This is a genomic window from Pseudoalteromonas sp. MIP2626, assembly GCF_013414205.1.
GTDB classification, from domain to species: domain Bacteria; phylum Pseudomonadota; class Gammaproteobacteria; order Enterobacterales; family Alteromonadaceae; genus Pseudoalteromonas; species Pseudoalteromonas nigrifaciens.
The window spans coordinates 1-25,768 of the sequence record NZ_JAATTW010000047.1 but is presented as its reverse complement, the minus strand read 5'-3'; the positions used below and the strand labels follow the sequence as shown (position 1 = coordinate 25,768).

Genomic DNA, 25,768 nt, shown 5'->3' with positions numbered 1-25,768 from the left:
TAGCGAAACTAATTACGGATTATTCACGATCATTTAGATCGGTCAACCGATCAATTAACCTTAACTGATCGGCATTACTTCTTTATTACTATTTAATATTTTCTGAAACCTCAATCATTACCGTTTGATCTACTTGTATAAGCCCGCGCTTTGGCCGGTCTAAATCTATAATAATAAATACGATTAAAGTAATTAACAAAGAAACCAATACTATGGGCACAATCATTCGCTTACCACTTAGTCCTGCGGAATAACCCATAATGCCGCCAGACGAAATAAAAACAATAAAGAGCAGTATTAATACCACCTCAGGTACATGCATTTGCAATAAAGCATTTCGCTTTCCTTGGCTGTCTATTACATCATTAAGCGATTTTACAAACGCTCCTGTAGTTACAGGCCTTGGGTCAACATTTGTGGCTGCGATAGCCAATGACCATAACTGACGCTGTAGGTTGGCTATTTTATTATTGTAGTCGTTACGCTGCGCGTGTTTGGTTAAATCTAATTGGCCTATAGCAACTCGTAAGTCTACATACTCTTTAAATAATTCATTGGCTTGTTTTTTGTATTCTTGTGGCAGTAATTCAACCCGTAATATGGCTGTGCCGATTGTGTTTGCTTCATCTATTAACGCCATGCTGCGGTTATCATACCGTTGCATCGACATGCTAAATGTAAAACCCAGTAGTAATGCTAACAAACCTAATATACTGCCCTGAATAGAACCCGTTAGCGTCTTAACCTCACTGTCGGTTCTGCCTTGAATAAACCGCCCTGCTCTAAAGCCTATTTCGTTAAAAATAACGATCGCAATAAACAATGTAACTGCAATTAATACACTGCTGTATCCATAAAGTAATTCATCTTCGAACATAATTTAGTAAATTCCACTGGCCATTATTTGGGTGTACTTTTTAAAGCGTACTCAACAAAGTTATACTTTAAAGATACGGTAAATTTAAACTGGAAGTAAGTAAAATTAAGTTAAGGGCTGATTCACCAACCTGCCTTAACGCTAAACATTATAGTCGTGATCGCCTCGTCTTTTCATTTCACTCATAACCAGCTCAACCATTTGTTGTTTTATTGCTGCTTGCTCTGATTTTAACTCCCCTAATTGCCGCTCTAGTATATCTATTTGCTCTTGTTGTTGTGAGTTTTTATATTTTTTAGACCCTAAATGCTCAACATCAATAGCTAAACTAGCATCACTTTTATTTGGCTCATTTGCGGTGCTATTTATGGTTAAACTGCTTTGAATTGGACTTTGTTTGAGTTTGTTAATTTGCTCTTGCAATGCAATAACCCGCCCTAAAAAGTGCTTATACACTTTTTCTAGGTTTTTATATTGATCGCCAAACGTTGCGTTATCTTCCCTGTACTTTTGTGCTTTAGTGTCTAAGAACTTTGATAAAACATATTTTGGCTCAGCCTCTGTCTCACCTTCAGCAAGTTGCTTATCTGGTTGTGTTAAAGGCTGAGTATTAAGGCTGTATGCATGGTGTAAAGGGGGCGCTGGTGAAATCTTCATTACTTTATCCCTAAAATAGCTTTGTCACTATTATAGGTATCGACCTAACATTAAAATTCTTGAGTAACGTTTACAGGCTGGCTAAAAGCAAAAAGCCCCACTTTATGAAAGCAGGGCTTAAGTAATTATTACTTAAAATAATATTACGACTCAATAGCCAATAACTCAACTTCAAATATAAGCAGTGATGCCGGTGGAATGCTGCCCACACGTTTTTCACCGTAAGCCAGTTGATGCGGTACATAAAGTAGGTATTTATCGCCGGGGCTCATAAGTTGCAGACCTTCGGTCCACCCTTTAATAACTTGATGTAAACCAAAGCTAATAGGGGCTTTACGCTCAACTGAGCTGTCAAATACTGTGCCGTCTATTAACGTACCGTGGTAATGCACATTAACCATGCTTTTGGGGTTAGGCTTGTCATCGCTTTGCCCTTGGTGCAATACTTTGTACTGCAAGCCTGAAGCGGTCTCTTGTACGCCATCTACTTTTGCATTAGCTGCCAAAAAATCAGCTTCTATTTGCGCGTTAATACCCACTTGTTGTTTGGCTTTTTTGCTGTTTTTAAATATTAAAAAGCAAAATATGGCGATAATTACCGCTAATATTATATTAAGCATAGTTAATTTTTTTCCTCTTCTGGTTCTGCGTCTTTTTCATCTTCGCTATCGCCGTTTACAATGTCTGCAATATCTTTAAGTCGTGCTAAGGCTAGGCCGTTTACTGAGTTTTCAGGATAGTGCCCGTCAACTAAATCGCCAGCTTCTAAATCCATCAGTAAGTTAAGTGCCTGATCTACCGTCTCTACTGCGTAAATATTAAATTTACCAAGTTCAACTGCATTAAGTATTTCCTCATCTAACACTAAGTTAACTTGGTTAGATTTAGGAATGATCACGCCCTCTTCGCCAGTTAAACCGCGCATTTTACACAGTTTAAAAAAGCCTTCTATTTTTTCGTTTACGCCACCAATAGCTTGTACATCGCCATGTTGGTTAATTGAGCCTGTAAGCGCAATTGATTGACTCAGTGGTAAACTAGTAATAGCCGAAATTAACGCGCATAACTCGGCAAGTGACGCGCTATCGCCATCTATGTAGCCATAACTTTGTTCAATTGCAATATTTGCACTGAGCGTTAAGCTAAAGTGCTGCGCGTATTTATTGCCTAAATAGCCGGTAAGTAGCATTACCCCTTTAGAGTGAATTGCTTTACCTAGCTCGGCTTCGCGCTCTACATCTAAAACGCCATCGGCACCGGCATAAACTGTTGCCGTAATACGCGCAGGTGTACCAAATGAGGTATCGCCAATATGCAGTACAGTTAAACCATTTACTTTGCCTATGGCTTGGCCTTGCGTGGCAATAAGGGTGTGCCCTTCTTTAATATCACTGAGCATGTTTTCGCTAATTTGCCCAGTACGATACTGTTTACCTTCAATGGCTTCGTCAATATGATGAGCGTCTATAACCGTTAGCTTGTCTTGTTTGGCATAATAACTTGCTTCGGCTACCAGCTCTAACACATCGGCAAAGCGGGCAGAGAGTTTATTATGATGCTCGGCTTGGCGATAACTAAATTTGAGCAAGCGCACCATTGCGGCTTCTGTAGTGGTGCATTTTAAAACGTGCTCGCAATAGTCAGTTACTTTGGTAATAAATTGGTACTGTAATTTATCGCTACTCGGTAAGTAGTAGTCAAAGTCGGCTAGTATTCTAAACAGCTCAGCAAATTCTTCGTCGTACTCACCTATGGTGTAGTACAGCTCGCGCGAGCCTAATAATATTATTTTTACATCTAGCGGAATTAACTGCGGGCGCAACGTAAAACTGCTGCCTACAACGCTATCTTGATACGGTAAGTCATTTTTAATTTGATGGGTTTTAAGCGATAGTTTTAAACCATCCCACACTTGTGGGTTAGCCATTACTTTTTCGGCGTCCATCATTAAATAGCCACCGTTAGCACGATGCAATGCGCCGGCCTGAATTGAGCGATAGCTAGTTATAAGCGAGCCTTGTGAGGTAGCGTACTCAACCTTGCCAAATATGTTGCCAAACGTTGGGTTAGGCTCGTAAACCACAGGAGCGGCGTCGCCTTCTTTAAACTCAACTAAAATATTGGGCGCAAAAAAGTCAGTAAGCATGCCTTTGCGATCAAAGTCTTCTTTGTTTTCTTCGCTTTCGCCTTCATCGTCTAACCACTCAAGCACAGCGTCAATAATTTCTACGCGAATGTCTTTTAAATAACGCAGCACGCCAATATGGCTGGCATATTTATGCTCTAAGTCTTTTAATAAGGGCTTAGTTGCTTGCTCGGCAGTCGACTTTTTAAGGTTACGTAGCTTTTCGGTAGATTCACGTTTCCAGCGCGGCAGCTCAATAAGTGCTTCTATTAATGTGTCTTCGAGTTTTTCAATTCTTTCAAAAAAGGTTTCACGTAGCTCATCTTCAAGGTGCGAAAATTCATTATCGCTTAGCTGCTTGCCACCTATTAATGGAGCAAAGCCTACTACGCCTTTTTCTTCAATAAGCGCCACACTTTGTTCAAGCGCCGCAATTTCTACCGCGGTAATAGCACCGTCATAGGCGTCGTTAAATTCACGGTCTATGGATTTCTTTTTGCGCTGGTACGCAGGGTTGTCAAATGCGGCAGGAAAGGTGTCGAGCACTTCGTCAATAAAAGCATCAATGTCATCGGCAAGCTTTTTACTTTGCCCAGCTTGCATAAACAGTGCGATAGGCTCGCGGTGGTCGTCGTAATTATTTACATACAACCACTCATTAGGCGTTACTCTGCCTTTGGCATGCTCTTTTAGTTTGTCTTTTACTAGGGTAAAACGTCCATGTGCAGCTTCGCCCATTACGTATACGTTATAGCCAGGTAAATCCATACCGAGTGAAAAGTCTAATGCACTTTGCGCCCGTTGTTGGCCTATAAAAGTAAAATGCTCTGGGTATGGGTTGCTCATGCAAGTATGCACGTGGCTAGTAGAAATGCTCGGCGCAAGCTTTGATACAGGTAGTGGCAGTAATTTTTTCGTCATTCTAACTTCTTTGTTTACCAGCGTATTCACTGGCTTTTGGCGTATTAAGTGGCCTGCAGCCACTTAATACTTATATTTAGGGTTGCAAAGCCTTACGGCTAAAATAGATTCCATCACACTCTAAACAAGGTGTTATTTGCGTAGCATGATAAACATCGTAACTATGGTTACAATTCTTACATACTAATGTGCCCATGGCTATCCATTCGCCTACGTGATATATGCCATTGTGCTTAAAATCTTGGCTAAGTGAGTTCCACTCTAGCTGTGTTTTGTCTTCTATGTGCGAAAGCTCATACCATAATGATTCTTTAAGCTCTTGCCATGCAAGCGAATTATAGTGGGTTTCGTGCTCTTGCAAGTGTTCTAAATCGCGCATTAAGTAGTTACGATAAAGTTGATACTTTTCTTCTCCTAAATTTTTAAGTGCCTGCTCAGATTCAACAAATCGTTTTACCGCCTCTTTTAATTCATGATCTTTTACATCTTTTAACCAAAGCGTTAAATCGTTTAGCCATGTTTTGTAGTCAGCCATTTTCTTACTCCTGCAAATTTAGGGCATATTTAGATTTGTAGGTTGAACCTATTAGGGCTGTTAAATCAACCTTTAACCTATGCTTTTCAGCAACTAGCTTACAAAAGTATAGGTTAACCTGCACTGAAAGTTATAATTTAATAAAAGCGTGTTTATGGCGCTATAAATAGCGGTTTATTTGGGTTATCCTAGAGCTAATTTTTTATTAGTCGTAAGAAGTCTGGAACCGTAGATGCAAGAGCAATATAACCCTCAAAAAATAGAGTCAAAAATCCAACGTTACTGGGAAGAAAACAAAGTATTTAAAGTTACGGAAGATGAGAGCAAAGAAAAGTATTACTGCCTTTCTATGTTCCCCTACCCGAGCGGTCGACTCCATATGGGTCACGTGCGTAACTACACTATTGGTGACGTTGTATCTCGCTTTCAGCGCTTAAAAGGCAAAAACGTAATGCAACCTATGGGTTGGGATGCGTTTGGTTTACCTGCAGAAAACGCGGCTATTAAAAACAAAACAGCCCCTGCAAAATGGACCTACGAGAATATTGACTACATGCGTACCCAACTTAAGCAGTTAGGTTTTGGTTATGACTGGGATCGCGAAATTGCCACCTGTCATCCAGAATACTATAAATGGGAACAATGGTTTTTCACTAAGTTGTACGAAAAAGGCTTAGTGTACAAAAAAATGTCGACGGTTAACTGGGATCCGGTAGATCAAACTGTATTAGCTAACGAGCAAGTTATTGACGGTCGCGGTTGGCGTTCGGGCGCTGTGGTTGAGCAAAAAGAAATTCCACAGTGGTTTATTAAAATTACCGACTACGCACAAGAACTACTTGACGATTTAGACAAGTTAGAAGATTGGCCTGAACAAGTTAAAACCATGCAGCGCAACTGGATTGGTCGCTCTGAAGGGTGTGATATTGAATTTAAACGCACTGATAACAACGAAACATTTAGCGTTTATACCACGCGTCCAGATACCTTTATGGGTGTGACTTATGTAGCGGTTGCTGCAGGCCACCCAATTGCTAAAGAAGCGGCTAAAAATAGCGATTCTGTGGCACTGTTTGTTGAAGAATGTAAAAACAACAAAGTAAGTGAAGCCGACATGGCAACCATGGAGAAAAAAGGCATAGCAACTGGCTTTTTTGCTACTCACCCACTTACTGGTGAGCAAGTACCAATTTGGATCGCTAACTTTGTACTAATGCATTACGGCTCAGGCGCGGTAATGGCAGTGCCTGCACACGACCAACGTGACTTTGAATTTGCAACAGCCTACGGCCTTGATATTAAACAAGTGATTGCGCCAGTTACGGGCTCTGACCTTGAAGTAAACCTAAACAAAGAAGCGTTTACCGATAAAGGTGTATTGGTTAACTCGGGTGAATTTGACGGCCTTGATTTTGACGCGGCATTTAATGCCATTGCCGATAAGTTAGAAGCCTTGGGTGTGGGCGAGCGTAAAGTAAACTTCCGCCTGCGTGATTGGGGCGTAAGCCGCCAACGTTACTGGGGTTCACCAATTCCAATGCTTAGCGACGAAGACGGTAACGAACTTGCTGCAACCGACGAGATGCTGCCAGTACGCTTACCAGAGGACGTAGTAATGAATGGCGTTACATCGCCAATCAAAGCTGATCCTAACTGGGCAAAAACCACCATGAATGGCGCACCAGCGTTTCATGAAACCGATACCTTTGACACCTTTATGGAATCGTCTTGGTATTACGCTCGTTACTGTAGCCCACGTCATGACGAAGGCATGCTAGACCCAACAGCGGCTAACTATTGGTTACCAGTAAACCAATACATAGGCGGTATTGAACACGCTATTTTACATTTATTGTACTCGCGCTTTTTCCATAAACTATTACGCGACTTTGGTTTAGTTGATTCAGACGAGCCATTTGACCGCTTACTTTGTCAAGGTATGGTATTAGCCGAAACGTTTTATCGTAAAGATGAAAAAGGGGCTGATATTTGGATTTCGCCAAGCGACGTAAATACCGAAACAGACGACAAAGGCCGCGTAACTAAAGCATGGCATAAAGTTGATGGTAACCCGGTGTTTTCATCTGGCATGAGCAAAATGTCAAAATCGAAAAATAACGGTATTGACCCACAGCATGTTATTGCACAATACGGCGCCGACACTGTACGTTTATTTATGATGTTTACAGCACCACCAGAGCAAACGCTAGAATGGTCTGACGCGGGTGTTGAAGGGGCACATCGCTTCTTAAAACGTGTGTGGAAATACGCGGTTGATGTTAAAACAGTTGGTTTTCAACCACTCAATAAAACAGCATTAAATAACGAGCAAAAAGTACTGCGTCGCGATTTACACAAAGCAATTGCTAAAGTGAGTGATGATGTTGAACGTCGTCAAACCTTTAATACTGCTATTGCGGCAATTATGGAGCTGTCTAATAAACTATTAAAAGCACCGTTAAATAGTAAGCAAGATGTAGCGATAGCTAACGAAGCGCTTGAAGCAATGCTTATTATGCTTGCACCTATTACGCCGCATTTGTCGCACCAATTATGGCAAGAGCTAGGTAAAGAAGGCGATATAGTTAACGCTTCATGGCCAGAGGTTGATCAGTCGGCTTTGGTTGAAGATGAAAAGTTAATTATTATTCAAGTTAACGGAAAACTACGCGCTAAACTAACCGTTGCAGCCGATGCCACAAAAGAGCAAGTAGAAGCACTCGCTTTTGAACAAGCAAGCGTAACTAAATACACTGACGGCGTTACCGTTCGTAAAGTTATTTACGTACCGGGTAAACTGCTTAATGTGGTAGCTAATTAATATGGCCGCTTTTAACGCCATTAAAAACGGACTAGCCTTAGTGCTAGTCTGTTTTTTATTAACTAGCTGTGGCTTTCATTTAAAAAAAGCCTCTAGCTTGCCAGACGATCTAAAACAAATAACCCTCATTGGCGACGATGAAAAGTCAGCGTTATTTAGCGCCTTAAAAAGTGAGCTTATTGCCAGTGACGTTAAACTAGTTGCGGCTAGTAAAAAGTCGGCACAGCTTTATTTATTTAAAGATCAGCTTGAACGTCAAACCTTGTCGTTGTTTCAAAATGGCCAAGTAGCAGAATACGAACTTACTTACAGTGTTGCGTTTGTGATCAATCGTCCTAATGCTGAGCCAATAGAAAAGCGCTTTGAGTTATATCGTAATTATCAAGACGATCCTGACAATGCATTAGCCAAAGCAAAAGAGCTTGCACTCCTTATTAGCGAAATACGCCAACAAGCTAGTCGTCGTATTCTTAGAGAGTTGTCGCAACTATAATGCGCTGTTACGCTAATCAATTACCGAGTGAACTAAAAAAAGGCTTAAAACCCTTTTACTTAGTGTTTGGTGAAGAGCCTTTTCAAGAAGCGCAATGTGTACAACAAATTCGCGCAATTGCTAAAGAGCAAGGCTTTGATGAAGTAATTAAATTTACTTTAATGCAAGGTTTTGATTGGCAAGAAATTATAGCTCAATATCAAAGTATGTCGCTGTTTAGCGCCCGCACTATTATTGAGCTTGATTTAAACCAGCAAAAGCCAGGAATTATTGGCAGCAACACGTTTAAAAAAATTATTGAGCTAATAAACCCCGATACCATTTTAATTATTAAAGGCGCTAAAGCCAGCCAAGACGTACAACGCAGTGCTTGGTTTAAAGCGCTTGATAAACACGGTTTATTTGTACCTTGCTATCCGCTTACCGGTACGCATGTAAAGCGTTGGTTAGATGAGCAATGCCAGCGTTTATCTCTTAATATGCAAAATGAGGCAAAGCTGAGTTTAATTAGCGCCACTGAAGGTAATTTACTGGCGTGTTTTCAAGAACTCGAAAAACTCTCATTACTACACGCCAATGCGCTCATTACACAACAATTAGTAATGCAAGGGCTATTAAATCAAGCCAAGTTTGATATTTTTGATTTAAGCGACGCACTATTAAACGGCCAAGCTAAACAAGCAATAAAAGTGCTGAATAAACTGGCCAGCGATAACACCGAAGTGGTGAGTATTTTATGGGCAATAACCAAGGAGCTTAACACCTTAATTGATGTGCAAATTGGTTTACTTAATGGCGAGCCCATTGCTAATTTATTTAAGCAAAAAGCAATATGGAAAAACCAACAAGCGCCAGTACAAAGTGCTATAAACAGGTTAAGTATTCATACCCTTGAGCAAATTAGCTCTGAGCTTGCAATATTTGACGCCAGCTACAAACAAGGTAACTTAATTGCGCCCTATCAAGCACTCGCGCATATTTGTATTAAGTTTTGCCAACCGCTGAATATTTCGCTGCCATGTCATCCTGTTAATTAAAATGCAGAATTTAACATGATCGCAATTTTTGGTGGCACTTTCGACCCCGTTCATTTGGGGCACATTAATATGGCAAAGCAATGCGTAAATGCACTTAACTTAAATACGTTGTACTTTATGCCTTGCGCACTGCCCGCCCACAAAATGGCTCCTGGCATTAGCACCGAGCACCGAGTAGCTATGCTCAATGCAGCAATTGCGCCTTACCCTTTTTTTCAACTCGATTTAAGAGAGTTGCACCGCACTGGGCCTTCTTATTCTTTATTGAGTTTACAAGAATTAAGAGCACAGCATCCAAACACGCCAATTGTGTTTTTAATTGGCATGGACTCGTTTAATAACCTCGATAAATGGTATCAGTGGCAAGCAATCACGCAACTTTGCCATATTGTGGTGTATCAACGCCCTGGGCAGCAATGTGCTGTTAGTGGCCATTTACAGCATTATATGCAACAAGCGCAAGTTAATAATGCAAAAACCCTTTCACATACGGTTGCCGGTAAACTTTATTTTTTACCCGGTGAAATGCTCGATGCAGCATCGAGTAATATTCGCCAACAACTTAAAAATACTAATAAAAAGAATGAACTATTACCCGATGCAGTGAGTCTGTATATAGAGCGCCATGCGCTTTACCAAAATGATGATAATACTAATTAACCTTGACAAGTGAATACTCTGCAAGAGTCATTGGTATAAAACCCCTAGCATGTTAAAATGCACGCTATTAAATTTAAAATTGAGACAAAACCTTGGATTCGAAACAACTACTCGCTTTTGCAATAGATAAAATTGAAGATATGAAAGCACGCGATGTGATTCATATTGACGTAACAGCAACATCAGACATTACAGACTACATGGTTGTATGCTCTGGCACATCTAAACGTCATGTTCTGTCAATTGCTGATAATTTAGCAAAAGAGGCTCGCCACGCAGGTGAAGAACCTTTAGGTTATGAAGGCCAAAGCGACGGTGAATGGGCATTGGTTGATTTAGGTGATGTGGTTGTACACGTGATGCAAAACGAAGCACGTAGCTATTACGATCTAGAAAAACTGTGGGGCTAGTAATAAACACCCACTTATTTTAGACAGGCTTGGAAGTAACACGTGAAAATACAAATGATTGCCGTTGGTACAAAAATGCCAGCTTGGGTAGAAACCGGATTTACAGAGTATCAACGTCGTTTTGCTAAAGATATGGCACTTGAACTGATTGAAATCCCAGCCGGAAAACGTGGTAAAAATGCAGATATAAAACGCATTTTACATATTGAAGGTGAAAAAACCTTAGCAGCTATTCCTAAAGGCAACCGTATTGTTACTCTAGAAGTAACAGGTAAACCACTTGATACCCACGAACTTGCTAAAAACATGGAAAAATGGCAACTCGATGGCCGCGATGTAAGTTTACTTATTGGCGGTCCTGAAGGACTTGCACCAGAGTGTATTGCTGCCTCTGAGCAAAAATGGTCGTTATCTAACTTAACTTTACCGCACCCTTTGGTGCGTATTATTGTTGCTGAAAGCCTATACAGAGGCTGGAGCTTAAATAACAACCATCCTTATCATCGCGAGTAATCCTTGCCATGTTAAAACAAAGACCCACTATTCGCGACCATTCAGCAGAGGCAAACTTATTTGCACGGCGTGCGTTTGTGGGTTTTATTTTTATATTAGCTCTAATTGCTATTTTACTCTCGAATTTATATAAAATTCAGGTAGATGATCATCAAAACTACCAAACTCGCTCCAACGACAACCGTATTAAAGTTATTCCAATTGCGCCTAACCGAGGTTTAATTTACGACCGCAATGGCGTATTACTTGCCGAAAACAAACCCGTTTATAATCTTGAGGTTATTCCTGAAGATGTTGCAGACCTGCCGCTATCGCTTGAACAAGTAAGTAAAATAATAACCATAAGCGAGCAAGAAAAAACCGACTTTTTAGACGATATAAAACATACGCGGCGTTTTAAAAGCCAAGTACTAAAAGCACGTTTAGATGAAACAGAAGTTGCTAAATTTTCAGTAAACCAACATAAATTTCCGGGCTTTAGTATTGAAGCTCGCCTCGCCCGCTATTATCCGTTTGGCGATACCCTTACCCATGCACTGGGCTATGTGGCTAAATTAAACAGAAAAGAGCTAAATAAATTAACTCAAGAAGATCAAGCTACAAATTATCGCGCCACTCACGACATTGGCAAACTCGGCATCGAAAAGTATTACGAAGAACTCTTGCATGGCCAAGTGGGCTCGCAGCATGTTGAAGTTAATAATCGCGGTAGAATAATTCGCACTTTAAGCATGCTCCCCCCGCAACCAGGGAGCGACTTAGTACTCACACTCGATATTGGTTTACAGCAAATTGCCCAACATGCGCTTAAAGATATGCGTGGTGCTATTGTCGTTATGGACGCTAAAGATGGCGGTGTACTTGCGCTTTATTCTAACCCTAGTTACGACCCTAATTTATTTGTGCACGGCATAAGCAGCAAAAACTATAAAGCCTTACTAAACCCAGACCGCCCGTTAATTAATCGTGCAACTCAAGGTCGTTATGCACCTGCCTCTACTGTAAAACCACATATGGCTATTTTAGCCCTAGAAGAGAATATAGTCAGCGAAAGTACTTCTATGTGGGATCCTGGTTTTTTTCAAATTCCAAATGTAGAGCATAAATGGCGCGACTGGAAACGTTGGGGTCATGGTCATGTTGATGTATACAAAGCAATTGAAGAGTCGTGCGATACCTATTTTTACGATGCAGCTTATCGCTTAGGTATTACTAAAATAAGTAACTTTATGTCGCGTTTTGGCTTTGGTGAACTCTCTGGTATTGATATTCATGAAGAAACTACGGCAATACTGCCCTCAAAAGAGTGGAAAGAAAATCGCTTTAAAGAGTCATGGTGGCGTGGTGACACTATTTCTGTAGGCATAGGCCAAGGCTATTGGACCGCCACTCCAATTCAGATTGCAAATGCGACAAACATTTTAGTAAACCGTGGTATTAACCATCCGCCACATTTAGTGCAAGTCGTTAAAAAAGATAACGACATTATACAAATCAATAATGAAGAAAAGCCCCCTGTAATATTAAAAAACCCTCATCATTGGCAAATTGCTTTAGATGCAATGCACAACACAGTAAAAAAAGTATCGGGTACTGCGCATAAAGCATTTAAAGGGACTAATTATGACTCTGCTGGTAAAACGGGCACAGCACAAATAGTAAGTATTGCTCAAGGCGAACGCTACGATGCTGATGCGTTAAAAGAGCGACAACGCGACAACACTATTTATATTGGTTTTGCACCGTATAACGATCCCAAAATTGTAGTGTCTGTAATATTAGAAAATAACCATGGTGGTGTGCAAATTGCCCGGCAACTTATGGATTACTACTTTGCAGCCAACCCCGTTAATCTTGCAAGGAATAACATCCCATGACCGCTTTGCACGATAAACGCTCAATTTGGATGCGCCTACATATAGACTTACCCTTATTTATTGCGCTGCTAATAATGATGGTCGGTAGTATCACTATTGTGTACAGCGCCAGTGGCCAAGACAACGCCATGATGATCCGCCATATTACGCGTATGGGCGGTGCAATTGTAGCTATGTTCGTATTAGCGCAGCTATCTCCTGCTACTTTAAAGCGCTTAGTTATACCGCTTTATTGCTTAGGGTTATTAATGCTGGTTGGAGTGTTATTATTTGGAGTGAGTTCTAAAGGTGCTCAGCGCTGGCTAGACTTAGGTATCACTCGCTTTCAACCATCTGAATTAATGAAGCTTGCAGTCCCCATGATGGTTGCTTGGTATATAGGACGTAATCACTTACCCCCTCGCCCACTGCATTTAATTATTGGTTTTGTAATTATGATGCTACCGACGCTACTAATTAAAGAGCAGCCCGACTTAGGCACTTCTATATTAATTGCCAGCTCAGGTGTTTTTGTATTGTTTTTATCGGGTTTGAGCTGGCGTTTAATTGGTTTTTTAAGCTCTATCGTAGCACTCGCTGCATGGCCTTTTTGGCACTATGGTATGCACGATTATCAAAAGCAACGAGTACTTACTTTTTTAGATCCTGAAAGCGACCCGCTTGGCTCTGGCTATCATATTATTCAGTCTAAAATTGCGATTGGCTCTGGTGGCATTGAAGGTAAAGGTTGGTTACAGGGTACGCAATCGCAACTTGAATTTTTACCAGAGCGCCATACAGACTTTATATTTTCGGTGTTAAGTGAGGAATTTGGCTTATTTGGGGTGTGTATTTTACTCAGTTTATATTTATTTATTATTGGCCGCGGTTTATACATTGCCGTTAATGCACAAGATGCCTTTGGCAAGTTATTAGCTGGCTCACTTACACTGACATTTTTTGTTTATGTGTTTGTAAATATAGGCATGGTATCGGGTTTATTACCCGTTGTAGGTGTACCGCTTCCACTAATAAGTTATGGTGGTACGTCTATGGTGACGCTGATGGCCAGTTTTGGCATTATTATGTCTATTGCAACTGATAAAAGGATGCTTTTAAAATAATGCAATTTTATACTCGATTTTTTACTATCAGCTTTGTCCTAATACTTTTAAGTGCTTGTAGTAGCTCAAATAACACCCCAAGCAGTCGCTACAGCATGCGCCATGATGCTGCACCATTACGTGCGCCTACCACATTAGAAATGCAAGACGCTGTAGTGGTTAAAGTTACTAAAAGTGCCAGCGCAAGCCGGCCTTATACCGTATTAGGTAAAAGTTATACGCCTATGCTTGACGAGACTGGTTATGCAGAGGAAGGCATTGCATCGTGGTACGGCCGTAAATTTCATGGTTATCATACTTCAAATGGCGAAATATACGATATGTTTGCCATGACCGCCGCTCATAAAACACTGCCCTTACCTAGCTTTGTAAAAGTAACAAATACCAGTAATAATAAATCTGTCATTGTGCGCGTAAATGACCGTGGCCCATTTCATGAAGATAGAGTGATTGATTTATCCTACGCAGCCGCATACAAACTAGGTTATTACACCCATGGTACAGCCAAGGTTAAGCTTGAAGCAGTTACGCTTGACAATTCGACTGCGCATTTAACCTATATTCAGGTAGCAGCAGGTAGTACACTAGCAAATATTGAAGCACTGGCTAGTCGTTTACGCCTCGATTATAAATTACCCACTAATATCGTGCAAAAAGACGATATTTTCAGGTTGCATTTAGGGCCAATTAAAGACGCCCAGCATGCACAGCAAGTATTAACACAATTAAAACAAAACCAATTTAAAAACGCGTTCTTGCTTTACACTCAGTAAGACTAATACCCAAACCACCCCAAGATGCAGAATTCAGCGTTGCACTGGGACTTAATATCTAGGCGTTACTTTGCTGAAATGGTAATCCCTTTTAAAAAGTAACAACACAGAGAGTAAGCTCCAGTGAAACGCCCTGGAGGTTGGTTTAAAAACGATTTATACTGCGTTATTGATTTGAACAATAGAGTGACTATTATTTGTAATCAATGCCTTGCCTAAATCGTTTTTAATTCCAACGACGCCCGCATCTAGGGGTAGTTTGGGTATGTGAATGGGCTAACGCAAATCTTTAACTTTAACCATTAATGAGTATGATGAAATCTATTAAACATAAAATTCTCAACGGGGTATGCGGCCTAGTTTGTTCTGCCGCCGTATTTTCAGCCACCGCACAAATTATTCCAGCACCTCCTCAAGTTAATGCTAAAGGTTATTTTTTAGTAGACTTTACAACTGGTAAAGTTATTGCCCAAGGTGAAGCTGATACAAAGTTAGCACCTGCTAGTTTAACTAAAATGATGACCAGTTATGTTATAGGCACAGAAGTTAAAGCCGGTAATATTGCACCTACCGACATGGTTACGGTTAGCGAAAAAGCATGGGCTAAAAACTTTCCAGAATCATCTAAAATGTTTATTGAAGTAGGTAAACAAATTAGCGTTGATGACCTAAACCACGGAATAATTATTCAATCAGGTAACGATGCCTGCGTTGCTATGGCAGAGCACATTGCCGGTAGCGAAAGCGCTTTTGCTGATTTAATGAACGCCCACGCTGCAAAATTAGGCATGAGCAACACTCACTTTATTAATAGCCACGGCCTTGATACCGACGCGCACTATACAACACCGCGTGATATGGCAACACTTGGCGGCGCACTTATTCGCGATGTACCCGATGAGTACGCACTTTATAAGAAAAAGTCATTTACTTATAACGGCATTAAACAATACAACCGCAACTCATTATTATGGGATGAAAGCCTAGACGTAGACGGTATTAAAACCGGCCATACATCAGATGCAGGCTACAGCTTAGTAACCTCTGCAACTAAAAACGATATGCGTTTAATTGCCGTTGTTATGGGTACTTCAAGCGAGCGCGCACGTAAAGAAGAAAGCAAAAAGTTACTTAACTATGGCTTTCGCTTTTATGAAACAATTACACCGTACAAAGCAGGCGATAGCTTTGCAGAGCAACGTATTTGGATGGGTAATAAAGAAAATGTTTCTTTAGGTATTTTAGAAGATACCCCTATTACTATTCCACGTGGTCAGCATAAAAATTTAAAAGCGAACTTTAAATTAGATAACACGCTTGAAGCGCCATTAGCTAAAGGCACTAAAGTAGGTACTTTATTTTTACAACTAGAAGGCGAAGATATTGCACAATATCCGCTAGTTACACTTGAAGAAGTGGAAGAAGGTAGCTTCTTTAGTAAAATTTATGACTACTTACGTTTACAGATTATGCAATAGCCGCATAAAACAATATTAACGCCTCAAGAGTGAGTATATAGTAAAAACAGTGTCTATTCGCGTGTGAGTGAGTGGCAGCCCTTTACTGGAAATGCTTCTTTGGGGTATATAAAGCGTACATACTATGTATAATGGTGTGTACGCTTTTTTTATCCCTGAAGGCTTAGCAAGGCGATGGTCTCACTGCGTGAAGACCATCACCCTGCCAAAAGGGTATTTAAGGAATGATGGTCAAGTAAAATAATAAAGCCACTCCTGACGCTCGCACAGCTCACTACTCGCTAGGCATTTATGATTTTTCTTGACCATCCGCTGAAACACGTTTCTGGACATAAACGTGTTAGAGACTAAGGACGGCTCTGTGCCATAAGTGGACAGTGCTAACGCCCCAATATGCCGACGAAAAGAGCGCAGCGAGTTGAGGTCGGAATAATTGGTTTGTTAGCTTTGTATATCAATTTCAACAACTTGAGCCTCTTTAAATATACTTTTAGCTTTTTCAAACACAGTATCTTTATTAGCTGGATGCACCGTAATATCGATTGCGTTATCCGATAATGTAAAAAGTGTAAGACAACCCGCTTTTTGGATTTTTGCTATATCCGACTTTTTTACCAATCGTCCTTTGGTGTTATAAAAACGAGAGTAAGAATTTGTTCTTACCTGCACGTTTGCACCTAGGTCGTTAAACGTTCTTTCTGCTTTGTCCAAAAAGTTGATGGGAATCATTGATTCCAACTTTATAACCAAAACAAAGAATAATACTGAGGCGATAACTAATATTAAAATGTCAATAAAGCCTCCGCAAAGCTAACGCCCGCCACACGGGCGAGCAACTTGTTGCGAGTCCAGCGCCGCAGGCGCGATGTGCTGGCGCTTGTTATGTGCGTACATGCTACAGAACATGAACATCGTTGATTGTTGCAGCATAATTGTTGTTCCCAATTGGTACAAACTCAAATTCAACAGTTAGGTCGGTTATCTCGCCATTGGCGGGTAAATAAAAGCCGAAGATCAATGAGCCTGAATCGGTTTCTAAAAACTCAGGGTAACAATTCGCTATATTTTCGTTTTGAAAACTCACAGGGGCATCGCTACCAAAGTAATCATGCACAGCGTCTTTGAGTTCAGATTCTGCCCATACAACACCATAGTTATTGTTTATATCAATGAGCTTTTCTGCGTCTTCAAATTGATTTGTGGCTAATAAGCTCAGCCAATGCTGACAATAACTTTTAAGTTGATTCTCTTTATCTTCACTGGTGATTGAGAGCATGAGATACCTTAGAGCACATAACGCCCAAATTTAGCGCGGAAAGCCGCGCAGCGGGTTGACGTCGCAGCCAGCGCTTTTTGCTGGCGATAAAATTTGATTGTTATGTGTCTGCTGATTCATTAAACAATATCCTGTTTGAAAACGGATCTGTTACGGTAAAACACCTTGCACCCCAAGGGGCATCTTCAATGCTTGGTTTGTTGTATTTGTAAGGCTTTGCAGTAACTTGTGCGAAAAGTTGATCAAGATTGCTTACATTAACGAAGACCTTGCTGCCCGGTGTGCAGTCACCAGAGTGTTCACTCAGATGTAAAACAAAATCGCCAAGCGAAACTTGCATGTAAATTGGGTAACCATCCTCAAAACGATGCTCCCAATCTAGTTCCATACCGAGAAAGCCAAGGTAAAACTCTTTTGCTTTATCTTCATCGAAAATCCGCATTATTGGGATCGTCTGAAACTCCATGCCATCTACTCCATTACACATAACGCCCAAATAACAGGCTAAGTAATAGTTGGCTATAATGTGCGAGGAACGAAGCGCGGCCAACTGTTGCGTGTCCTAGTTTATTTACTTGTTATAAATCAAACAAACAAACCTGAAAAGTTGACTAAGTTATGAGCAATTATTGGAAAGACCAAACTCCCTGTACGCTCTCTTAACCATAATAAAATAAAGCCATAAACACCTGTAATCGATAAAGATATAATAGAAAAATGCCATTCTCCGCCGCTGTACATTATCCCATGAAGTAAACCAAACAATAAAACTAATAGTAAACCTGCAATATTAATTTGGGCTCCATATATATTAATACGAGAAGAAATTACAGCTAGAGAAAAAGTATAAAGAATAATTCCTCTAAACATAGGTTCTTCATCAAACCCTGGAATTGTTGCTTGATATACTAACTTTTCAAAATCATAATTAGGTCCTTCACCTAGAATGGTAGAAAGTATTAACTGTAAAAAAACAAATAATATAGTAACGATAACAGCTGGCTTAATTGATCCTGTTGTTTGCTTAAGCCTAAAGCCTGCATCGGCAGCTTTAAAGTTAGCATTTAAGTGTATCAGTAAAAATAAAGTAACGATCCATAGAAGAATAGCGGTGATTTTACCACCCCAGTTAAAACTTAAATCAGGAATGATTCTATTTACAGGAATTAGCTCACTACCTGTAAAAACGGCAAGAAAATAACCAAAAAATATAACAAGAGACAAGGCTCCCCAATTTAAATTTATGGTTACCTTTTTCATTTTAATTAAAGTCAAAACGATAACAAAAATAAACCCTGCATGAGAGAGAAACGATAAACTAAATTCTAACACGAGCACTTCCTTATGATGATTTATAACACCAAAATAAGCGGTAGCTGGGTGCTCTTCCCAGGTATCCGTCTTCATTTTCTTTGTTAAGTATCTGTCGTAATTTCATCCCATTCCTGCCCACAGTAACCTATCAGCCAATTTATAGCATGATGTCTCTCTTGCACAATACTTGAATCTATTTCTACTGGTATGGGTTGATGATTGATTGTAGCGTCTCTAACTTTCCAATGAGAATCATAAATTAGTTCATTTGCATCAAATATCTCATCATCTGAACGTAACTCAGCGTTTTCTATAAAATTTTTGGATTCTTTCAAGTAAAAGTCACAAGCATTCTTTATAGCGTCGAGATCGCATAACTCACTGAAGTTATTGAATGCTGGTAGCTTGTAGAGCGCCCATAGCAATATAGCCAATGATTCTATTCTCCAAGTAGCATTAATAACACTTCGCTTAGTGAGCTGTTGAGATTCAAAAAATGCTTTTTCTTCTTCGGTAACGTACTCCCAAAGAGCTTCTTTTTTTAGCCAAGCTACAATTGCATCGCGATCTTCGCCATTACCTGCTGACACAAGTCCGAAAAGGATTACACTCCGTTGAGCGCACTCAACGCTGCTGCGGATTTCGTCTTCCGTTTCAAGTTCGTCATCATTCTCTTCAATCAACTGTAAAACGTATGAATTATCAAATCCGCAGCAATCACACACAGGATCTTTTAACGATAGACTATCACTTTCTTTGTCGCAGTTAGTGCAGAACAAACAACCTCCTAAAGATACTTAACAATTTAATAGTGCGCTCATCGCGCATATTTCTGCCGACGCTACGCTCATTTTTCTACATTATATAGTTTTAACAAATAACCTAAGGTATTACTATCACTAAGTTTTCTAAAACTTTAAAGAAAAGTTAAATAGAACAATATGCGCTCGGCGCTCATTTTCATGAATATATGCGCAAAGAGCAGTTTAACCAATCTATTAACGACGATATTTAGCCAGTATCAATGACCGATTATCGCTCACAGCCGAACTTCGCAAAAGTGCCATGAGCAGCCATTCATGATTAACTCGTTTCTGCCGTAAATACTTTAAGGGCGGCTTTGAACGAGAAGGTGAAAGTCAAATACTGGTTTCTCCGTTGCCGTTTCAGACAAAGAGCCGACATTCGCATTTTGGGATACTTGAGTGCGGTATATAGCGGGATTTAAAACTCAACTACTGAAGGCTTAAGTGTTCACTTTGCTTTGTAAGCGGACAGTCAAGAACGCCCGTCACAAACGCAAGCAACATGTTTCGAGTCGAACCGCAAAGCGGCGTTTTGTTAAAGATCACAGTTTAATAACTGCCAATATGTCTTCACCATCTTTATCCAACCACACTTCCTGAAAGCCAAAACTTGAATAAAAACCTTTGGCTACGGGGTTTTCAGGATCATAGCAAATTTCGATTTCTTTTACTTTGTCACTGGATTTGATTTCATTCAGGGCCAAATTTAGCGCAGCCCTACCAATACCCGCTTTTTGAAAACCTTGATCCACCATAAAGCGCCAAACAGACACTTTTGCAGGCGTTTCAGATACCCACATCAAAAAACCGACAGGTTTATCGTTTTGATAGATCGCTCTGCAAGTATGCCCGTGGCAGTAATGTGACTCAAGCAACGACCATATATTGCTCGCAACATAGTCCTGTTGCTCATCCGTGACGTCTAGGTCGCATACGGCTTCATAATTTGAACTTGTAACGTTTTCCAGTGTGATATTCATCGCATCCTGCATATTTTACTTATTTGTAATCACAAATTCATGAAAGCCTTCAGTCTCAGATGGCTCAACTTTTATTACATTCACGATTGGTAATATCGAAAAAAGTCTATCCCAAAACTTTAATGCTTCACGGTCTTTTTCATAAACGGCTACATGCCAATTTAATGAATTATCTAACATTAACTGGCGGACAACATACAAAGCGATACCTTTTCCTCGATACTTAGGTAAGATAAAAAGATCTGACAGCTCAGGCATTTCACGTTCTACTATCTCTGTTGGTTCCACAGTAATGAACCCTGCGATATTGCCCTCAACAAAGATTAAGTAAGCGTCACAATCTTCTTCATCAGCAGCGACATCACTAAGATATTCTTCATCAATATCAAATCTGCCAGAACTATTGATATCTTCGTTATCAAAAGCACTTTGGTGATATTGATAGAATTGCCAAAGCATTGAAAATACGGGTGAATCTACTTTGGTTAATTTTCGTAGTACTATGTTCATTTTTATATCCAACAACTTTATCAGAGGACATTTTCCCTATTTTAGCTCGAAAACGTCACTATTTTATTAACTTATATTAATAGCAAATAACGTAAGTGATTGCCAGATATGAATATTATGCTTTCTGTGGCATATATAAACATGTAAAAAAGAGGAAAGTTTTCTGTTATTCCTACTAAGTTGTGGACGACTCACCTGAATGACCGCTTATCGCTCAAAGCCGACCTATAGAATAATTGCTTTAACACGTTTTGGGGCGTGCGACGTGAAGTCGTATGAAGCGCTGTTCACCGCTTAATGAGTGAACCATCTGTATCACCAGATGATCCTAGGAGCCTGAATAAAGTAGCGGCTCTGACAATGTAACGAAGGTTGGTATGCGCCAATCGGGATCTTAATCGTGAGAGGACGATCCTCCTGATAACCACAAATCGGGTGAGTGCTAGGCAGTCAGTATGATGAACATAAGTGAATCCGCGTAAGGTGCGTTATACGATGAAACAGCGGAAGTGGTTAATACGCTGTAGCCAAAAGGCGCGAGAGTCGGAAAGAGATTGCCCCATGCTCTTTCGTGATCACTGAACTCTCCGCACTATAGCGGGCATCTAACCTGACATTGCGCAACATACGGAACACGGTAAGCCTGTATCACTCCCTTTGGGAAAGCTTATATAGCCGATAGTGATGCAGGTAGAGGATGTTGGAGAAAGCAAAGGCTGGATTGTAATGATGCAGATACAGACGTCTGTCTGGCACGAAAGTGAGCTGACTTCCGACTGGTCTTCCTTTGCAAGAGAATTTGAAGAACTTTATTCAAGGAGAAACGCAAATGATGATTTCAAAAGAGATTAGTGCCTCTCCTGACAGTGCTCAATGGCAATCCATAAATTGGAAAACTGTTGAGTCACACGTTTTAAAGCTTCAGATGCGTATTGCAAAAGCAACAAGAGAAAGTAAACACGGCAAAGCGAAAGCGTTGCAGTGGATACTGACTCACTCGCATTCGGCAAAACTTCTTGCTGTTAAGCGAGTATCACAAAACAAAGGCAGTAAAACGCCCGGAATAGACGGCGTCATCTGGAATACGGATACGCGCCGCATGAAAGCAGTCAATCAATTGAGCAGAAAGGCTTATCAAGCCAAACCGCTCAAGCGTATCTACATCCCTAAGAAAAACGGCAAGCTCAGACCTTTGGGTATCCCGTGCATGGTCGATAGAGCGCTACAAGCGCTTCATCTTCTTGCACTAGAGCCTGTGTCAGAAACACTTGCTGACCCAAATAGCTACGGCTTTCGGCGCAATAGAAGCACTGCTGATGCTATTGCTCAGTGTTTTCTCTGTTTGAGTAAAAAGCAATCCGCGCAATGGGTTCTTGAGGGAGATATCAAAGCCTGTTTCGACAAGATTGGGCATCAATGGCTTATGAATAATATAGCTGTAGATAAACGAATGTTGGAACAATGGTTAAAGTCTGGTTTTATGGACAAAGGGCTGTTCTATCGCACTGACGAGGGAACACCACAAGGCGGGATCATATCTCCAACCTTGATGCTGATGACTCTTGTAGGTCTTGAGCAACGCATAAAGTCCACCGCACTTAAAAATGGGGCGAGAGCCAACTTTATAGGATACGCCGATGATTTCGTCGTCACTTGCACTTCAAAGGACGTGCTGGAGAACGATATCAAACCGTTGATTGCTGACTTCTTAGCACACAGAGGCTTAACGCTCTCCGAAGAGAAAACGCACATTACTCACATTAGCCGTGGTTTTGACTTCCTAGGCTTTAACCATAGGAAGTACAAAGGAAAGCTGCTCATTAAACCGAGTAAATCTAACACGTTAATATTTCTGAGTAACTTGCGCGAACTCACTAAAAAGCACGCAACCACCCCCGTTAACGATCTAATCAAGTTGATAAATCCGAAACTCAGGGGCTGGTCGAATTACTATCGACATTGCGTTGCCAAACAAGTATTCGGATATGTGAGTCACAAACTATTTCTAGCGTTATGGCATTGGGCTAAAAGGCGTCATCCAACAAAATCAAAAACTTGGATCGCCATGAAGTACTTTATCAACCGTCGAGGCCAATGGCAATTTCACGGTTGGCAGAAGAGCATGAACATGGATTGTCAGTTTAATCTATTTCAAATAGCTAAGGTGCCAATAGAGAGACATGTGAAAATCAGGAGTGAAGCTACGCCTTTTGATCCTTTATACCAAGAATACTTGGCAAAGAGAAAAGCAAAGAGGCAATGCCGCAACTCTTGGAATGAACCTAATCTCGCTGCTTTATAAGTTGCTGGGTACCAATTAGGTGCCTTCGTGAAGGCTTGAGCCGTATGCAGTGAAAGTTGCACGTACGGTTCTTAGGAGGGCGACACTTGGTAACAGGTGTCGTCTATCCGACAAAAACGAGTTTGAAACTGCTAACCCAGCAGCTCTTTCAGATAGCTATTCCGCTTGTGAGAGTGACTAGGTGCCTCGGTGATCTGCTTCATATCATCGCTACTACCAACGATATGGATTTCACTTTCAGCTCTCGTGATTGCCGTATAGAGCCATGCTCTATCTACTATTCTTCCATTTTGCAGAGCGATGATGATGCGTGGAAACTGTGACCCTTGAGCTTTATGTAGGGTGATTGCGTAACCCAACTCCATGCAGTCGAGAACGGATTGTGTTATCTCGACCTTTTCACCTGTATCTAGCGTCACTTCACCGTAACTATCACCAGAAGGTTTGGCGTTGGTTAGCATACCAAGTGAGCCGTTCTGAATGCCTTTGTCGTAATGATTCTGCGTAAATAACACCTCATCATTCATGCGAAGTGGCAAAAAGAATTTGTCACCATTAATTTCAAACTCAAGGCTGTCACTGTTTGGGTTGACCGCTTGCTGGATGAGTTTATTGATTTCTGTTACGAGCGCCTTGGTTGGAGCCATGACACGACTGCTTTCAGGAGATTCTTGGTAAAGTTCGCAACAGACTTTGGCAATGTCTGTTTTACTGGTTTCGTGAAAGTGTATTGCACCTGTGCTTAATTGGTCAGGCATCACACCTTGATTGATGAGTTTTGAGTATTCGGGGATACCCGTTGAACCTTCCTGTCTCTTGACGATATCTAGCATGGTATTAGCCACCGTTTTCGCTTCAACGATGTCTGCCAACACCTTGCCGCAGCCGATGGGTGGAAGTTGGTCAGGGTCGCCAGTAAATATCAATCGTACAGAGGGATGAGTGTGATTAACAAGGCGATACATGGTCGGTAAGTCAATCATACTGGCTTCATCTATTACCAGTAAATGCTTTGGCTGGTCTGAACTTGGCTCAATAGGCTCTCTACGTAATAACTTAGCGATAGTTGAGGTGATAAAGCCAATTGACTCATGCAAGCGCATAGCGGCTCTGCCACTCAGCGCGACCGCATGTATTTCAAATCCCATTTGATGGTAGGCTCGAAGTGCGGTTCTAAGTACCGTTGTTTTACCTGTGCCAGCTCCGCCCGTAATACAGCTCACGGCGTTATCCAAACACGTTGTCACTGCTTCAATCTGCTTCTTGGTTAGCTCGTATGGTAATTCACCAACCGAAGAGCAATATGCAGAATTTGCAACTTCGTCATAAAGGTTGTTTTGATTAGCTAGTGCTTTAAGTCGTTTGGCAACGACATTTTCCATCAACAACTGGGCAGTTGGATGATAAGAGCCAGTGTCGGGGTTTAGGATGTATTGCGCTTTGTTGTGACCTGCTTTAAACGCTTCCGTCACCAGTTCCTTATCTTTGAGCAATTTGGTTAGGTATGGGCGTAAGCACGCTTGAGTTGTATAGGTGTGGCCTTTTTCAATCTCTTTGCGAATCGCGGTTTCAAGTGCGGCACTTAGTCTGCGGTGATCACAAGCTGTGATCTTAAACTGGTCAAAATTAACCAGTTTATCGACATCCGTAAACGACATCCCAAACCCAATAAGGACATACGGATTTTGTTTAATAGCCTCAATGGACTCTTCTCCATGATGCTTCAATAAGCGCTGCTGAATACTTGCTGGTATCTTGTGTTCGGTCATCCAGTTGCAGTAGGCCAGATTTTTATATTTGGCGTAACCTTCAAATAACGCATTGATAGAATCTTCACTCAGGACACTTCTAAGGCGCTCTCTTGATTCATGAGTGTCTTTTCCAACCGTTGGGTGAAAATCCTTTCCTAACAGTTCCCAGAGTGCTCTAGCTTTACTTTCACCGATACCTTTGAAATCACTTTCTCTGGCAATAAAGCGAATAAGCTGTTCACCCGTTTCTGGCAGGCTGCATTCGATGTGTTCTGGTGATTCATAGGTATGCTGCTGCATCACGTAATCACCCGTTTCCATTTCTTCTATTAAACGATGGCCTTTAACCGACCAGTGTTGGCCGAGGGCTGGTTGAACGGGGATGGCATCTGGATCAGCTTTGATGGTGACGTAATACTTGCCACTGTTAGTTTTGTATGAGTTTTTTTTCAGTGGCACGCCACTGAATATCGTGAGCGTCTAGCGAACTACACCTATGTTTTAAAATTCCAGGGTAACAAGCTGTCGATATCGGGCTCAGGCTGGCAC

24 protein-coding genes are annotated in these 25,768 nt (G+C 41.0%); 11 read left to right on the top strand and 13 right to left on the bottom strand.

The genetic code is table 11. From position 1 onward, the window contains the following. Positions 1 to 88: 88 nt before the first annotated feature. The 5 genes from HC000_RS15050 to HC000_RS15030 form a co-directional block, all read right to left on the bottom strand. A complete protein-coding gene (locus HC000_RS15050) occupies positions 89 to 877 on the bottom strand; it encodes a hypothetical protein (RefSeq protein ID WP_011327725.1) in 789 nt (262 codons plus the stop codon). A 141-nt stretch (positions 878 to 1,018) separates the two neighbouring features. Next, entirely contained in the window at positions 1,019 to 1,534 is a 516-nt protein-coding gene (locus HC000_RS15045) for a hypothetical protein (RefSeq protein ID WP_089367971.1), read from the bottom strand. A 143-nt stretch (positions 1,535 to 1,677) separates the two neighbouring features. After that, positions 1,678 to 2,154 (bottom strand): FKBP-type peptidyl-prolyl cis-trans isomerase, encoded by a 477-nt coding sequence (locus HC000_RS15040; RefSeq protein WP_011327723.1) that lies wholly within the window; start codon positions 2,152 to 2,154, stop codon positions 1,678 to 1,680. Positions 2,155 to 2,156: 2 nt separating this feature from the next. After that, complete coding sequence (locus HC000_RS15035) at positions 2,157 to 4,580, bottom strand: AAA family ATPase (protein ID WP_011327722.1); 2,424 nt, start codon at positions 4,578 to 4,580, stop codon at positions 2,157 to 2,159. 76 nt (positions 4,581 to 4,656) lie between these two features. Then, on the bottom strand, positions 4,657 to 5,115 hold the full coding sequence (locus HC000_RS15030) for a hypothetical protein (protein WP_179808054.1): 459 nt from the start codon (positions 5,113 to 5,115) through the stop codon (positions 4,657 to 4,659). A 232-nt stretch (positions 5,116 to 5,347) separates the two neighbouring features. On the opposite strand from HC000_RS15030, the gene leuS reads away from it, so the two are divergent. The 10 genes from leuS to HC000_RS14980 all read left to right on the top strand — a co-directional run bounded on the left by leuS (position 5,348) and on the right by HC000_RS14980 (position 16,280). Then, positions 5,348 to 7,936, top strand: a complete 2,589-nt coding sequence (gene leuS / locus HC000_RS15025) for a leucine--tRNA ligase (RefSeq protein ID WP_179808053.1) — start codon at positions 5,348 to 5,350, stop codon at positions 7,934 to 7,936. A 1-nt stretch (position 7,937) separates the two neighbouring features. Next, complete coding sequence (lptE, locus tag HC000_RS15020) at positions 7,938 to 8,429, top strand: LPS assembly lipoprotein LptE (protein ID WP_011327719.1); 492 nt, start codon at positions 7,938 to 7,940, stop codon at positions 8,427 to 8,429. Next, a complete protein-coding gene (holA, locus tag HC000_RS15015; RefSeq protein ID WP_011327718.1) occupies positions 8,429 to 9,466 on the top strand; it encodes a DNA polymerase III subunit delta in 1,038 nt (345 codons plus the stop codon). The genes lptE and holA overlap by 1 nt, the downstream gene beginning before the upstream one ends. A 15-nt stretch (positions 9,467 to 9,481) precedes the next feature. Next, entirely contained in the window at positions 9,482 to 10,126 is a 645-nt protein-coding gene (gene nadD, locus HC000_RS15010; protein WP_041454377.1) for a nicotinate-nucleotide adenylyltransferase, read from the top strand. 92 nt (positions 10,127 to 10,218) lie between these two features. Further along, the gene (gene rsfS / locus HC000_RS15005) at positions 10,219 to 10,536 is read left to right on the top strand and encodes a ribosome silencing factor (RefSeq protein ID WP_011327716.1); all 318 of its coding nucleotides are present in this window, start codon (positions 10,219 to 10,221) and stop codon (positions 10,534 to 10,536) included. Between the two features lie 42 nt (positions 10,537 to 10,578). Beyond that, positions 10,579 to 11,049, top strand: coding sequence for a 23S rRNA (pseudouridine(1915)-N(3))-methyltransferase RlmH (rlmH, locus tag HC000_RS15000; RefSeq protein ID WP_058372938.1), 471 nt, complete (start codon positions 10,579 to 10,581; stop codon positions 11,047 to 11,049). Positions 11,050 to 11,057: 8 nt separating this feature from the next. Beyond that, positions 11,058 to 12,926, top strand: coding sequence for a penicillin-binding protein 2 (gene mrdA, locus HC000_RS14995; protein WP_011327714.1), 1,869 nt, complete (start codon positions 11,058 to 11,060; stop codon positions 12,924 to 12,926). Continuing rightward, positions 12,923 to 14,029, top strand: coding sequence for a rod shape-determining protein RodA (gene rodA, locus HC000_RS14990; RefSeq protein ID WP_011327713.1), 1,107 nt, complete (start codon positions 12,923 to 12,925; stop codon positions 14,027 to 14,029). The genes mrdA and rodA overlap by 4 nt, the downstream gene beginning before the upstream one ends. Further along, positions 14,029 to 14,802, top strand: a complete 774-nt coding sequence (locus tag HC000_RS14985) for a septal ring lytic transglycosylase RlpA family protein (RefSeq protein WP_041454376.1) — start codon at positions 14,029 to 14,031, stop codon at positions 14,800 to 14,802. Before rodA ends, HC000_RS14985 begins: the two co-directional genes overlap by 1 nt. Before the next feature lie 314 nt (positions 14,803 to 15,116). Next, on the top strand, positions 15,117 to 16,280 hold the full coding sequence (locus HC000_RS14980; protein ID WP_011327711.1) for a serine hydrolase: 1,164 nt from the start codon (positions 15,117 to 15,119) through the stop codon (positions 16,278 to 16,280). A gap of 441 nt (positions 16,281 to 16,721) precedes the next feature. Here HC000_RS14980 and HC000_RS14975 read toward each other — a convergent pair whose 3' ends face one another. The 7 genes from HC000_RS14975 to HC000_RS14945 form a co-directional block, all read right to left on the bottom strand. Further along, the gene (locus tag HC000_RS14975; RefSeq protein ID WP_024592042.1) at positions 16,722 to 17,009 is read right to left on the bottom strand and encodes a hypothetical protein; all 288 of its coding nucleotides are present in this window, start codon (positions 17,007 to 17,009) and stop codon (positions 16,722 to 16,724) included. A gap of 166 nt (positions 17,010 to 17,175) precedes the next feature. After that, positions 17,176 to 17,556 carry a hypothetical protein gene (locus tag HC000_RS14970; protein WP_024592043.1) on the bottom strand — a complete coding sequence of 127 codons (381 nt, stop codon included), beginning with the start codon at positions 17,554 to 17,556 and terminating at the stop codon, positions 17,176 to 17,178. Between the two features lie 100 nt (positions 17,557 to 17,656). Then, complete coding sequence (locus tag HC000_RS14965; RefSeq protein WP_024592045.1) at positions 17,657 to 18,022, bottom strand: glyoxalase superfamily protein; 366 nt, start codon at positions 18,020 to 18,022, stop codon at positions 17,657 to 17,659. Positions 18,023 to 18,141: 119 nt separating this feature from the next. Further along, positions 18,142 to 18,888, bottom strand: a complete 747-nt coding sequence (locus HC000_RS14960; RefSeq protein WP_248534802.1) for a CPBP family glutamic-type intramembrane protease — start codon at positions 18,886 to 18,888, stop codon at positions 18,142 to 18,144. 83 nt (positions 18,889 to 18,971) lie between these two features. Then, positions 18,972 to 19,649: a DUF4272 domain-containing protein gene (locus HC000_RS14955; RefSeq protein WP_083238643.1), complete on the bottom strand. Its 678-nt coding sequence runs from the start codon at positions 19,647 to 19,649 to the stop codon at positions 18,972 to 18,974. A 569-nt stretch (positions 19,650 to 20,218) separates the two neighbouring features. Then, positions 20,219 to 20,656 (bottom strand): GNAT family N-acetyltransferase, encoded by a 438-nt coding sequence (locus tag HC000_RS14950; RefSeq protein WP_063529969.1) that lies wholly within the window; start codon positions 20,654 to 20,656, stop codon positions 20,219 to 20,221. 15 nt (positions 20,657 to 20,671) lie between these two features. Beyond that, positions 20,672 to 21,166 (bottom strand): GNAT family N-acetyltransferase, encoded by a 495-nt coding sequence (locus HC000_RS14945; RefSeq protein ID WP_063529968.1) that lies wholly within the window; start codon positions 21,164 to 21,166, stop codon positions 20,672 to 20,674. Positions 21,167 to 21,995: 829 nt separating this feature from the next. Between HC000_RS14945 and ltrA the strand changes: the two genes are divergently transcribed. Continuing rightward, positions 21,996 to 23,468 carry a group II intron reverse transcriptase/maturase gene (gene ltrA / locus HC000_RS14940; RefSeq protein WP_179808052.1) on the top strand — a complete coding sequence of 491 codons (1,473 nt, stop codon included), beginning with the start codon at positions 21,996 to 21,998 and terminating at the stop codon, positions 23,466 to 23,468. A 131-nt stretch (positions 23,469 to 23,599) separates the two neighbouring features. Here the strand turns inward: ltrA and HC000_RS14935 are convergent, their stop codons facing one another. Further along, a complete protein-coding gene (locus HC000_RS14935) occupies positions 23,600 to 25,678 on the bottom strand; it encodes an AAA family ATPase (protein WP_346010174.1) in 2,079 nt (692 codons plus the stop codon). Between the last annotated feature and the right edge of the window lie 90 nt (positions 25,679 to 25,768).

What these genes read in the sequence shown, in the direction of transcription:
- HC000_RS14975 (WP_024592042.1), bottom strand. Translation starts at nt 17,009, where the DNA reads ATGATTCCCATCAACTTTTTGGACAAAGCAGAAAGAACGTTTAACGAC.
- HC000_RS14970 (WP_024592043.1), bottom strand. Translation starts at nt 17,556, where the DNA reads ATGCTCTCAATCACCAGTGAAGATAAAGAGAATCAACTTAAAAGTTAT.
- HC000_RS15035 (WP_011327722.1), bottom strand. Translation starts at nt 4,580, where the DNA reads ATGACGAAAAAATTACTGCCACTACCTGTATCAAAGCTTGCGCCGAGC.
- nadD (WP_041454377.1), top strand. Translation starts at nt 9,482, where the DNA reads ATGATCGCAATTTTTGGTGGCACTTTCGACCCCGTTCATTTGGGGCAC.
- HC000_RS14945 (WP_063529968.1), bottom strand. Translation starts at nt 21,166, where the DNA reads ATGAACATAGTACTACGAAAATTAACCAAAGTAGATTCACCCGTATTT.
- HC000_RS14985 (WP_041454376.1), top strand. Translation starts at nt 14,029, where the DNA reads ATGCAATTTTATACTCGATTTTTTACTATCAGCTTTGTCCTAATACTT.
- mrdA (WP_011327714.1), top strand. Translation starts at nt 11,058, where the DNA reads ATGTTAAAACAAAGACCCACTATTCGCGACCATTCAGCAGAGGCAAAC.
- HC000_RS14965 (WP_024592045.1), bottom strand. Translation starts at nt 18,022, where the DNA reads ATGGAGTTTCAGACGATCCCAATAATGCGGATTTTCGATGAAGATAAA.
- rodA (WP_011327713.1), top strand. Translation starts at nt 12,923, where the DNA reads ATGACCGCTTTGCACGATAAACGCTCAATTTGGATGCGCCTACATATA.
- holA (WP_011327718.1), top strand. Translation starts at nt 8,429, where the DNA reads ATGCGCTGTTACGCTAATCAATTACCGAGTGAACTAAAAAAAGGCTTA.
- HC000_RS15040 (WP_011327723.1), bottom strand. Translation starts at nt 2,154, where the DNA reads ATGCTTAATATAATATTAGCGGTAATTATCGCCATATTTTGCTTTTTA.
- ltrA (WP_179808052.1), top strand. Translation starts at nt 21,996, where the DNA reads ATGATGATTTCAAAAGAGATTAGTGCCTCTCCTGACAGTGCTCAATGG.
- HC000_RS15050 (WP_011327725.1), bottom strand. Translation starts at nt 877, where the DNA reads ATGTTCGAAGATGAATTACTTTATGGATACAGCAGTGTATTAATTGCA.
- HC000_RS15030 (WP_179808054.1), bottom strand. Translation starts at nt 5,115, where the DNA reads ATGGCTGACTACAAAACATGGCTAAACGATTTAACGCTTTGGTTAAAA.
- HC000_RS14980 (WP_011327711.1), top strand. Translation starts at nt 15,117, where the DNA reads ATGAAATCTATTAAACATAAAATTCTCAACGGGGTATGCGGCCTAGTT.
- HC000_RS14950 (WP_063529969.1), bottom strand. Translation starts at nt 20,656, where the DNA reads ATGAATATCACACTGGAAAACGTTACAAGTTCAAATTATGAAGCCGTA.
- lptE (WP_011327719.1), top strand. Translation starts at nt 7,938, where the DNA reads ATGGCCGCTTTTAACGCCATTAAAAACGGACTAGCCTTAGTGCTAGTC.
- leuS (WP_179808053.1), top strand. Translation starts at nt 5,348, where the DNA reads ATGCAAGAGCAATATAACCCTCAAAAAATAGAGTCAAAAATCCAACGT.
- HC000_RS15045 (WP_089367971.1), bottom strand. Translation starts at nt 1,534, where the DNA reads ATGAAGATTTCACCAGCGCCCCCTTTACACCATGCATACAGCCTTAAT.